Here is a 9,802-nt window from a genome sequence, read left to right as displayed (position 1 = left end):
AAGCGTGCCTTGACAAACCCGACCGTCGACTGAAAAGCGGCTGGGATGAGGGGCGGGGGAGGTCTGGTGACGTCGTTGGTCATCTCGCGCTGCCGGCCGCCGGTTCGCGTCGTGGGCCGAGGGGCGAGAGGCCCGGTGACGCCGTCCTCGGCTCCCGCTGCCGGCCGCCGGTTCACGTGCGTTCCCCTGTGGACAACCCCGACATCGGGCGCCGATTTCGTCGGTCCCCTCCGCTAGCGTGGAAAACGGGGGCTGCTCACTCAGCCGCGCACGAACCTTGCCACGTGCTCGGCCAGCTCCTCGCCCGCGTCCTCCTGCAGGAAGTGCCCGGCCCCCGCTATCACGGGGTGGTCCAAGCCCGACGCTCCGCGCATCGCCCGCCTCAAGATCGGCGCCATCCCGCCGGTGATCGGGTCGCCGTCCGAAAAGGCCACCAGGAACGGGATCTCCAGTTCCGTCAGTGTCTTCCACGCCGAACGGTTGGCCGCTGATGCCGGGTCGTCCGGGCGGTACGGCACCAGGCCCGGCATTGCTCGCGGGCCTGCCTTGTACACCTCGTTCGGGAACGGTGCGTCGTACGCCGCCCGGACCGCGGCCGGCAACGACGATGTGCAGCCCGACTGCACGAAGCGGGCCACGTCCAGCACCGGTGCCTTCTGGACGGCTTCCCGGAACTGGTGCCACACCGGTGGCATATCCACATCGCCCGTCGGGAGGCCCGTGTTCGCCGCCACCACTCGCGCGAACCGGGATGGTGACGACGCCACCAGGCGCAGGCCGATCAGGCCGCCCCAGTCCTGGCCGACCAGCGTCACCTCGTGCAGGTCCAGTGCGTCGAATGCGAATGCGTGCATCCACTCGACGTGCCTTGCGTAGGTGTGGTCGGTCAGGTTGGCCGGCTTGTCCGAGCGGCCGAAGCCGACCAGGTCCGGGGCGATTGCGCGCAGGCCCGCCGCCGCCAGTACCGGGAGCATTTTGCGGTACAGGAACGACCAGGTCGGCTCGCCGTGCAGGAGCAGCACCACCGGGCCGTCCGCCGGGCCCGCCTCCACGTAGCCGACTCTGATCACGCCGCCGTGGGGGTCGGTGAGCTCGGCGTAGCGCGGCTCGAACGGGAAGTCGGGCAGGTCCGTGAACCGGTCGTCCGGTGTCCTCAGCAGGCGCACGAGCCCCACGCTAGTGCGAACGGAGCACCGTGGCCATGATCAGGAGATGCCGACCGCCACCACGAGGCCCAGGCCGATGTGCGCCGACGCGACCACGATGCTCACCGGGGCGAACTTCTCGCTCTCGATGGTCGAGGCCACGTCGATGCGGGTCGCCCACTCCAGGAGCCGGACCCCGACCACCTGGACAACGATCCCGAGCAGGCCGTAGACCAGCGACGTGATCAGGCCCTCGGTGAGGTCGCTCGCCGAGTTGAAGATCGCCACGACGACGATGAACGACATCGCGAGGAGCCCGGACGCGGTCACGATCACCGCGTTCGGCAGGCCCTGCGTCACCAGCTTCGACAGCTTGCCCGGCGTCGTCCAGTCGATCGCCCAGAAGCCGGCGAACATCAGCAGCAGGCCGATGACGCCGTACAGCAGGATCGCGCCGATCCCCCGCACGAGGTCGGAGCCGAACGTGTCGGACAGCGCAAGCGTCGAGGTCACGAGTTTTCTCCCAAGAGGTCAGCGATGGGGTGTTTTATCACGACTCGACGATGCGGTGTGGGACGAATGCCGCACCGTCGTCGGTGACCAGGCCGCCGGTCTCGCGGATGCCCAGCCCGGCGGAACTGTCGCCGACGATCCACGCGCCGAGCGCCGGCCGGTAGCCGTCGAACTCCGGCAGCGGGTCGAACGCCTGGTAGACGAAGCCTTCCGCGCCGTAGACGCCGCCGGTCTGCGTCTCGTAGCCGGTCGCGACGATCTGGACGTTCGCGCCCTCGCGGCCCAGCTTCGGCTTGCGGACGTACTCGGTGAGCAGGCCCGGGTCGTCGGCGAAGGCGGGCAGCAGGTTCGGGTGGCCCGGGTAGTTCTCCCACAGGATCGCCAGCAGCGTCTTGTTGGAAAGGATCATCTTCCAGAGCGGCTCGATCCACAGCGTCCGCGGCAGCGACTCGACGGCGTGGCGGCCGAACTCCTCGTCGACCACCCACTCCCACGGGTACAGCTTCAGCACGGTCGCCATCTGCTGCTCTTCGAGGTCGACGAACCGCTTGAGCACCGGGTCCCAGCCGATCTCCTCGATCGCCAGCCCCACCGTGTCGAGCCCCGCCTCGGCCGCCGTCTCCTGCAGGTACGCCGTGGTGACGTTGTCCTCGCCGGACGGATCCGCCGCCGACCAGGTGAAGTGCAGCTCGTTCGAGGGCAGCTTGTCCCGCAGCACCGCCCACCGCTCGACGAGCTTCTCGTGGATCGAGTTCCACTGGTCGTCGTCGGGGAAGACGTCGGTCTTCCAGTGCCACTGCAGCAGCGACGCCTCGAGCAGCGTCGTCGGCGTGTCCGCGTTGTACTCCAGCAGCTTCGCCGGGGACTTGCCGTCGTAGCGCAGGTCGAACCGGCCGTAGACGTGCGGGTCCTGCCGCTTCCACGACTCGGCGATGTGCGGCCAGACCCACTCGGGGATGCCGAACCGCCGGTAGCCCTCGGTCGTCACGACGTTGTCGACGGCTTCGAGGCACATCGAGTGGAGCAGCTCGACGTCGGCCTCCAGCGAGAGGACCTCGTCCATTTCGAAGACGTAGTGCACCGACTCGTCCCAGTACGGCCGCATCCGGCCGCTGCTGTCGCGGGCCGGCGTGCCGTAGACGAGCCCCTGCTCTTCGACGATCCGCTGCCAGTCTCGCCGCGGCTCACGCCGGTCCCGGTACACCTACGATCCCCCGCTCTTGCCGCTGCCGCCGCTGCCGCTCTTGCCGCTGATGCCGAAGCCGCCGCGCTGGACGGACTTGCCGGACTTCGTGTTGACGTTGGTGCGGGCGGACGGCGGGTCGTACGAACCACCGGCCACGCGCTGCCCGATGACGCCGGTGCCGCCGTAGTTGTAGCGGTAGCTGTTGTAGCCGCCGCCCGGGATCGGCAGGAACAGGAAGCCGCCGCTGTGGTAGCCGCCGTGACTGCTCACGTAGGTGTCGTCGCAGTAGTCGTCGTTCTGGATGACGCCGTTCGAGTCGGTGCAGACCGCGGTGACGTCGCCTTCCGGCTTCGCGACCGTGTAGAACGTCGCGACCAGGCCGACGAGGCCGACCGTGACGCCGCTGCCGATCAGGATCTTGCGCCGCGTGGCCGCCTTGGCGTCGGCCTGGCGGGCCAGCTCCTCGTTGCGCTCCTCGTCGGCGAGGGCCTGCCGGCGGGCCCGCTGCTCGGCCAGCGAGGGCTCGCGGGGCTGGGTGTTCGAGTCCTGAAACCTCATCGAGCCGCGCTTCGGCGGCTCGGGGGGCGGCTGGTCCCCAGTGTTGTCCTGCGTCATGTGCGCTCCGTAATCCCGGCCACCACGAAACCGTGACCCACCCTAACCACCCGGATCGCGCACGTCGCGCGCGGCGCGGGCATCATGGACTGCGATGTCTCCCAGCGCCGATCGGTTCCCCACCGCCACGCAGACGCTGCGCACCCGCGTCGTGATGGGCGGGATCTTCGCGGGCGCGCTCATCGCGCTCGCCCTCAGCGTCGTGTTCTCCTGGAGCGAGGGCATCACCGGCGGGGCGGGCGGTGGGACGGGCAAGCTGTCCCCGGCCGCCCAGGAGGCGTTCCACTCGCCGCCCGGCAGCTGCCTGACCTGGGACAACCCGGACGCCAGCGACGCGCACAAGGTGCCGTGCACCCAGCCGCACCTGTTCGAGGTGACCTCGCTCGTCGACATCGGCGCCCAGTTCCCGGCGGGTGTGCCCGTCCCGTCGCTGGACCAGTGGCAGCAGATCGCGCAGCAGAAGTGCACCGCGGACGTGAAGCCGTACCTCGGGCACAAGCTCGACCCGTACGGGAAGCTCACGACGAACCTGCTGCGCCCGACGCCGTCGCAGTGGGAGGACGGCGACCGCCAGCTGCGGTGCGGCCTGCAGTGGGCCGGCCCGGGCGGCAAGCTGCTGCCGACGACCGGGCCGGCGAAGGACCAGGACCAGTCGCTGGTCTTCGAACCCGGCACCTGCCTGGCGCTGCTCGGCAAGGGCGTCGGCGACCCGATCGACTGCGCGAAGTCGCACTCGTACGAGATCGTCTCGACCCTCGACCTCAAGACGAAGTTCAAGGACGGCTACCCCTCGCAGAACGACCAGAAGGCCTGGCTCGACACCGAGTGCACCAAGGCGGCCGCGGACTACACCGGCGGCGCCGACCTCGACGCGAAGAAGCTGATCCTGACCTGGGACCTGCGGGAGCAGGAGAGCTGGGACGTCGGCTCGACGAAGGTCAACTGCAAGGTGGCGTCGGCGCTGCCCGACAAGAGCGGCCTGCAGGCGGTGACCGGCAGCATCAAGGCGGCCCCGGGGGGCCCGGACGGCGGCCAGCCCCAGGACGGCGGCCCGCCGTCGGACGGTGGCGGTGGCCCGGCCACGTCGAACTCCGCTCCGCCGTCGACGAAGCAGAGCGGCTGATGCCCGTCGAGATGAGCCGCGAGCGGTTCGAGGAGCTGGTCTCGGAAGCGCTGGACGAGGTGCCGCCCGAGTTCGCGCGGGCGATGGACAACGTCGTCGTGCTCGTCGAGGAGTTCAACGACGAGGCGCCGGACATCCTCGGGCTCTACCACGGGATCGCGCTGACCGAGCGGACGTCGTCGTACGGCGGGGTGCTGCCCGACCGGATCTCGATCTACCGGCAGCCGATCCTGGCCATGTGCGAGGACGAGGACGAAGTCGTCGAAGAGGTCCTGATCACCGTCGTGCACGAGCTGGGCCACCACTTCGGCATCGATGACGCCCGGCTCCACGAGCTCGGCTGGGGCTGAGCGCACTGGTAGTGACACCGTGACCACAATCGGCTGACGCGCCCTTATCCTGTTACCCCAAGTCATTGGGTGACAGCGATACGTGCCCGGGGGCCCCGATGGACCGATCCCGAAGACTCACGTGGCTGCTGACGTCGAGCGCGGCGTCCCACCTGGGGGACGGCATCGGCAAGGTGGCCCTGCCCCTGCTGGCCACGACGCTGACCCGCGACCCGGTGCTCATCGCCGGGCTGTCCGCCACCCAGTTCCTGCCCTGGCTGCTGTTCGCCGCGGTCGCCGGCGCGCTGGTCGACCGGATCGACCGGCGGCGCGCGATGATCGTCGCCAACACCGCCCGGGCCGCCGCGGTCGGCGTGCTGGCCGTGCTCGTCGGCACCGGTGGCATGACGATCTGGCTGGTCTACCTGGTCGCGCTGGTCATCGGCACGGCCGAGACGATCGCGGACAGCGCGGCGAACGCGCTGATCCCGGCGGTCGTCGGCGACGGCTCGCTCGACGCGGCCAACAGCAAGCTGCAGGCGTGCGAGATCGTCGGCCAGACGTTCCTCGGCGGCCCGGTCGGCAGCCTGACGTTCGCGCTCTTCGCCGCCCTCCCGTTCGTCCTCAACTCCGCGGGGTTCGCGATCGCGGCCGCGGTCCTGCTCGGCCTGGCGGGCACCTACCGCGGCCAGGCCGAAGCGGCGGTCCGGCCCGCGAAGCTGCGCACCGAGCTGGGTGCGGGCCTGCGCTGGCTGCGCGGGCACCCGCTGCTGGTGCGGCTGGTCGTCGTCGCCGGGCTGCTCAGCCTGGTCAGCGAGCTCGCGCAGGCGCAGCTGGTGCTGTACGCGCTCCAGGACCTCCACCTGTCCGACGCGAAGTTCGGGTTCTTCGCCTTCGCCGGCGGCGTCGGCGGGCTGCTCGGTGCCGGCGCCGCCCCGCGGCTGGTGCGGTCGGCCGGGCGGCTCGCCGTGGTCGCCGGCGGGATCGTCTGCTGCGGCCTCGGCTTCGGCGGGATGGGCCTGGTGCGGTCCCCGGTCGTGAGCGCCGCGCTGTTCGCCTTGTTCGCGGCCGCGGTGGTGGCGGTCAACGTCGTGCTCGCGACGGCCCGGCACACGCTGGTGCCCGGCGAGCTGCTCGGCCGGGTGCTCGGGGTGTGGCGGACGGTGGTCTGGGGCGCGATCCCGCTGGGTGCGCTGCTCGGCGGGGTGCTGACCGAACGGCTCGGCACGGCCGCGCGGACGTTCGCCGTCTCCGGCGTGGCCATGCTGGCGATCGCCGCGTTCGCGTTCGCGGCGCTGCGGCGGTTCCCCCTCGGTGACGAATCGGACTCAGCCGCCGCGCTGACGCACCACGATCCGGGTTTGTGAGCTGAAATAGCTCCTCACCCAGGTGGTGAGGAGGCAGTCATGCGCACCGTGGACCCGGGGACCGGCACCGACGCCGATCCCGACTTCGACGAGTCTCCGGCCGAGCCCTCGCCGCCGCCCCCGTCACGCCGGTTGCTGGTGCTGTGCGCGGTGGCCGGGTTCGTGCTCGGCGGCAGCGTGCTCGGCCTGCTCTGGGGCCTGTCCGGCGTACACGCCGGCGCGCTCGACGACGCCGTCGCGGCGTGCCAGGCGCTCGACCGGGTCGGCGAGCTGCCCGACACGAGCCAGGACCGGCAGCCGGCGCTGACGCCCGGCCTGACCTCGGAACGGCTCCACCGGATGATGGCGGCGCGCGAGCTGTCCGCGGCCGCCGCGCAGGTCAACGCGAACTACCAGCCGCTGGCCGACCACATCGACGGCGTCAGCCGGATGGTGCTCAGCCTGCACTTCAACGACATCTCCGGCCAGCGGCACCTGGCTCAGGCGCAAGAAATCTGCGCCCGCATTTAGGCAGGGTGGACCGTCTTCACGGCGAGCTGGTTGCCCGGGATCTTCGTGCTGGCGCAGCCCGTGCCTTCGTTCGGCACGAAGTTCGACGCGGTCTCCTGCGGCAGGTAGATCCGCAGGCCCTTCACCGACGTCGGCTGGCAGGTGCCCGGATCGAAGTTGCCGACGTTGACGAACTGGATGTCGGCGGCCGCGGTCTGGCCGGGGTTCAGCTTGACGGCGTTGCCCTTGGCGCCTTCGCGGAAGGCGTCCTTGCCGACCTGGTGCCCGTCGGAGCCGGCGACGTAGGACACCCCGGGGAAGCCCTGGATGGTGCAGGGCTTGGCGCTGGAGTTCTTGATGAGCAGCGGCCGGTACACCGAGCCGGCCCCGGCGTCGCCTTGACCGAGCGAAAGCTTGACGTCGCCGGCCTTGCAGAGCCCGTCGTCCGCGGGCTGGGCGACCGGCGGCGCGGCGGGGGCCGAGCTCGCCGGGCTCGACGTGGCGGTGGTGACCGTGGTGGTCGCGGCCGGGGACGTCGAGGACGGCGTCGAGCTGCTCGCCGCCGGCGTGGTGCCGCCGCTGCCGCAGGCGGAAAGCGCGAGAACACCCGCCGAAGCCGCAACGACCGGCAGCAACCGAGTGAGCTTCGTCCGAACCATGTCAATCGCCTCCCTGATGTGGTGCTACGGGGTAGACGTGCGGATCGCGGGGCAGGTTGGTCGCCCTCGTGAATTCCCCACCAAGCGTGTCCCAAACGTGACGGGATCACACTTTCGTGACGATCAGAGCGGCGTGTCAACCCAGGTGAGGCAGTGCCACTCGCCGTCCGGCCGCGCGTCCAGCTCCACCAGGCCGGTGTTCGGGATCAACGCGGCGTTGGCGACGTCCGCGTGCACGTTCGAGGCCAGCCATTCGCCGGACAGCCGGATCGCCCCACCGTGGCTGACCAGGGCGATCACCCCGTCCGGGTCGGCCTGCTCGTGCTTCGCGCGCAGCCGGCCGACGGCGTCCAGCATCCGCGTGCGCACGCTCGTGCCGCTCTCGCCGCCCGGCAGCGACGCCGTCAGCTCGCCGAGCGTCCAGCGCCGGACCGTCTCCATGTAGGTGCGGATCGACTCGTGGTCGGTCGCGCCCTCCAGGTCACCGGCGACGACCTCGTGGACGCCGTCGATGACCTGGACGTCCAGCGAGAACCGCGCGGCCAGCGGCGACGCGGTCTGCTGGGCGCGGGTCGCCTGCGACGCGTAGACCGCGACGATCGGCTCGCCCGACAACCGCGCCGCGAGGTTGTCGGCCTGGGCGCGGCCGAGGTCGGTCAGCGGCGGTCCGGGCAGGGCGGTGTCGAGCGCGCCGCGGACGTTCCCGTCGGTCTGGCCGTGGCGGATGAGCAGCAGCCTCACGCCAGGTCTCCCTTGCGGACCGCGTCGGCCCACACGGCCGCTTCGACGAAGTCGTCGTTGCCGAAGCCGGGCTCGATCGTGGTGCGGGTTCCGTCGGCGCGCGGGTGCGAGCCGAGGAACCGCAGGTGGCGGCAGTGGCGGCGCAACGCCGTGAGCGCGTCGAGGACCCGCGGTTCGGCCACGTGGCCCTCGAAGTCGATGAAGAAGCGGTACTCGCCGAAGTTGCTGCGCGTCGGCCGGGCGTCGAGCCGGGTCAGGTTGATGCCGCGGCTGGCCAGCTCGGTGAGCAGCTCGGCGAGCGTGCCGGTGCGGTTCGCGGCCGCGGCGACCACGGACGTCCGGTCGGCGCCGGTCGGCTCGGGCAGCTCGCCCGGCGGGCGGACCAGCAGGAACCGCGTCGCCGCGTCGGTGACGTCGGCGACCTCGGTCGCCAGCACCTCGAGGCCGTAGTGCTCGTTCGCGACCGGCGCGCAGACCGCCGCGTCGAAGTCGCCCTCCAGCACGCCGACCGCGGCGGCGGACGTCGACGACGACGCCACCGGGTGGGCGCCGGGCAGGTTCGCTTCCAGCCACTCGCGGACCTGGGCCAGCGCGTGCGGGTGGCTGGCGACGGTCCGGATCTCCGCGGTCCCGGGCCGGGCCAGCACGCTGAAGTGGATCGGCAGGATGGCTTCGGCCACGGCGACCAGCGGGGTCGACTCGCTGAGCGCGTCGAGCGTGGCGGGCACCACGCCCTCGACCGAGTTTTCGATGGGGACGCACGCCGCGTCCGCCTCGCCCTCGCGGACGGCCGTCATCGCGAGCCGGACGGTCTCGACCGGGATCAGTTCTTCGCCGGCGGCGAGCACCCGCGCGGCCTGTTCCGTGAAGGTCCCTTGCGGGCCGAAGTATGCGATCCGTGACACAGACCCCAGGCTACGGGGCCCGGCCGTGGCGACATTCACTCGGACAGCCGGTACGGGAACCGGTTACGCCGGGTGGCATTTTTTGCGATGCTGGGGGCGTGACCGCCGAATCGGGCACGCACACCGGACGTGAGGGCGCGCAGCCGCCGACCGCCCCTCGCACCCCGGAACTGGTGCTGTGCGCCGTCGATGCCCCGCTCGCTGACGCCTGGACCGCCGCCGCGGAAAAGCTGGCCGGCCGGGTCCGGGTGCACCGCGGCTCGGTGCTCGACGTCCTCGCCCAGGCGGTGGTCAGCCCGGCCAACTCCTACGGCTGGATGCGCGGCGGGATCGACGCCGTCTACGCACGGGCGTTCCCGGGTGTCGAGCAGAGCGTCCGCAGCGCTGTGCTGGCCTTCCACGGCGGTGAGCTGCCGATCGGCGACGCCGTGGTGGTGCCGACCGGCGAGGCCGAACCGGCGTGGTTGATCAGCGCGCCGACCATGCGGGAGCCCGGCGAACGGCTGCCCGCCGACACCGTCCACCCCTACCTGGCCGCCCGCGCGGTGTTCCTGACGTGGCGCGACGGCCGGCTCGACCACGGCCCGGTGCGGGAGTCCGTCGACACGATCGCGATGCCCGGCCTGGGCACCGGCGTCGGCGGCGTCGACCCCGCGACGTGCGCCCGGCAGGTCGCGGCGGCGTGGGACGAAGTCTTCGGAAATCGTGACGCTCGGTGATCAACCCCTGT

At 71.4% G+C, this 9,802-nt stretch carries 12 protein-coding genes; 5 read left to right on the top strand and 7 right to left on the bottom strand.

Features of this window, described 5'->3' with window-relative positions:
* Positions 1-260: 260 nt before the first annotated feature.
* The 4 genes from AB0M93_RS22690 to AB0M93_RS22675 are packed head-to-tail and all read right to left on the bottom strand — an operon-like array spanning position 261 to position 3,459.
* Positions 261-1,175: a haloalkane dehalogenase gene (locus AB0M93_RS22690; protein ID WP_364276143.1), complete on the bottom strand. Its 915-nt coding sequence runs from the start codon at positions 1,173-1,175 to the stop codon at positions 261-263.
* Positions 1,176-1,205: 30 nt separating this feature from the next.
* Positions 1,206-1,658 (bottom strand): DUF350 domain-containing protein, encoded by a 453-nt coding sequence (locus AB0M93_RS22685; RefSeq protein ID WP_364276142.1) that lies wholly within the window; start codon positions 1,656-1,658, stop codon positions 1,206-1,208.
* Positions 1,659-1,695: 37 nt separating this feature from the next.
* The gene (locus tag AB0M93_RS22680; protein ID WP_364276141.1) at positions 1,696-2,862 is read right to left on the bottom strand and encodes a glutathionylspermidine synthase family protein; all 1,167 of its coding nucleotides are present in this window, start codon (positions 2,860-2,862) and stop codon (positions 1,696-1,698) included.
* Entirely contained in the window at positions 2,863-3,459 is a 597-nt protein-coding gene (locus tag AB0M93_RS22675; RefSeq protein ID WP_364276140.1) for a hypothetical protein, read from the bottom strand.
* 94 nt (positions 3,460-3,553) lie between these two features.
* Here AB0M93_RS22675 and AB0M93_RS22670 point away from each other — a divergent pair, with 94 nt between their 5' ends.
* The 4 genes from AB0M93_RS22670 (at position 3,554) to AB0M93_RS22655 (ending at position 6,788) form a co-directional block, all read left to right on the top strand.
* Positions 3,554-4,582: a septum formation family protein gene (locus AB0M93_RS22670; protein ID WP_364276139.1), complete on the top strand. Its 1,029-nt coding sequence runs from the start codon at positions 3,554-3,556 to the stop codon at positions 4,580-4,582.
* Positions 4,582-4,932 carry a metallopeptidase family protein gene (locus AB0M93_RS22665; protein ID WP_020642760.1) on the top strand — a complete coding sequence of 117 codons (351 nt, stop codon included), beginning with the start codon at positions 4,582-4,584 and terminating at the stop codon, positions 4,930-4,932. Before AB0M93_RS22670 ends, AB0M93_RS22665 begins: the two co-directional genes overlap by 1 nt.
* A gap of 98 nt (positions 4,933-5,030) precedes the next feature.
* Positions 5,031-6,278, top strand: a complete 1,248-nt coding sequence (locus tag AB0M93_RS22660; RefSeq protein WP_364276138.1) for an MFS transporter — start codon at positions 5,031-5,033, stop codon at positions 6,276-6,278.
* A gap of 39 nt (positions 6,279-6,317) precedes the next feature.
* Positions 6,318-6,788 carry a hypothetical protein gene (locus AB0M93_RS22655; protein WP_364276137.1) on the top strand — a complete coding sequence of 157 codons (471 nt, stop codon included), beginning with the start codon at positions 6,318-6,320 and terminating at the stop codon, positions 6,786-6,788.
* Here the strand turns inward: AB0M93_RS22655 and AB0M93_RS22650 are convergent.
* The 3 genes from AB0M93_RS22650 to pheA all read right to left on the bottom strand — a co-directional run bounded on the left by AB0M93_RS22650 (position 6,785) and on the right by pheA (position 9,072).
* A complete protein-coding gene (locus AB0M93_RS22650; RefSeq protein ID WP_364276163.1) occupies positions 6,785-7,432 on the bottom strand; it encodes a DUF4232 domain-containing protein in 648 nt (215 codons plus the stop codon). The two genes, AB0M93_RS22655 and AB0M93_RS22650, sit on opposite strands and share 4 nt — an antisense overlap.
* A 117-nt stretch (positions 7,433-7,549) precedes the next feature.
* Entirely contained in the window at positions 7,550-8,167 is a 618-nt protein-coding gene (locus AB0M93_RS22645; protein WP_364276136.1) for a histidine phosphatase family protein, read from the bottom strand.
* The gene (pheA, locus tag AB0M93_RS22640; protein WP_364276135.1) at positions 8,164-9,072 is read right to left on the bottom strand and encodes a prephenate dehydratase; all 909 of its coding nucleotides are present in this window, start codon (positions 9,070-9,072) and stop codon (positions 8,164-8,166) included. Before pheA ends, AB0M93_RS22645 begins: the two co-directional genes overlap by 4 nt.
* A 98-nt stretch (positions 9,073-9,170) precedes the next feature.
* Between pheA and AB0M93_RS22635 the strand changes: the two genes are divergently transcribed.
* On the top strand, positions 9,171-9,791 hold the full coding sequence (locus AB0M93_RS22635) for a macro domain-containing protein (RefSeq protein ID WP_364276134.1): 621 nt from the start codon (positions 9,171-9,173) through the stop codon (positions 9,789-9,791).
* Positions 9,792-9,802 lie beyond the last annotated feature (11 nt).

Origin of the sequence: Amycolatopsis sp. NPDC051102 (assembly GCF_040682815.1) — a bacterium.
In the GTDB taxonomy this organism is placed as follows: Bacteria; Actinomycetota; Actinomycetes; order Mycobacteriales; family Pseudonocardiaceae; genus Amycolatopsis.
This window is presented reverse-complemented; position numbering and strand designations above follow the sequence as displayed.

Coding starts and splice junctions, on each gene's coding strand:
- AB0M93_RS22675 (WP_364276140.1), bottom strand. CDS start 3,459: ATGACGCAGGACAACACTGGGGACCAGCCGCCCCCCGAGCCGCCGAAG.
- AB0M93_RS22670 (WP_364276139.1), top strand. CDS start 3,554: ATGTCTCCCAGCGCCGATCGGTTCCCCACCGCCACGCAGACGCTGCGC.
- AB0M93_RS22665 (WP_020642760.1), top strand. CDS start 4,582: ATGCCCGTCGAGATGAGCCGCGAGCGGTTCGAGGAGCTGGTCTCGGAA.
- AB0M93_RS22660 (WP_364276138.1), top strand. CDS start 5,031: ATGGACCGATCCCGAAGACTCACGTGGCTGCTGACGTCGAGCGCGGCG.
- AB0M93_RS22655 (WP_364276137.1), top strand. CDS start 6,318: ATGCGCACCGTGGACCCGGGGACCGGCACCGACGCCGATCCCGACTTC.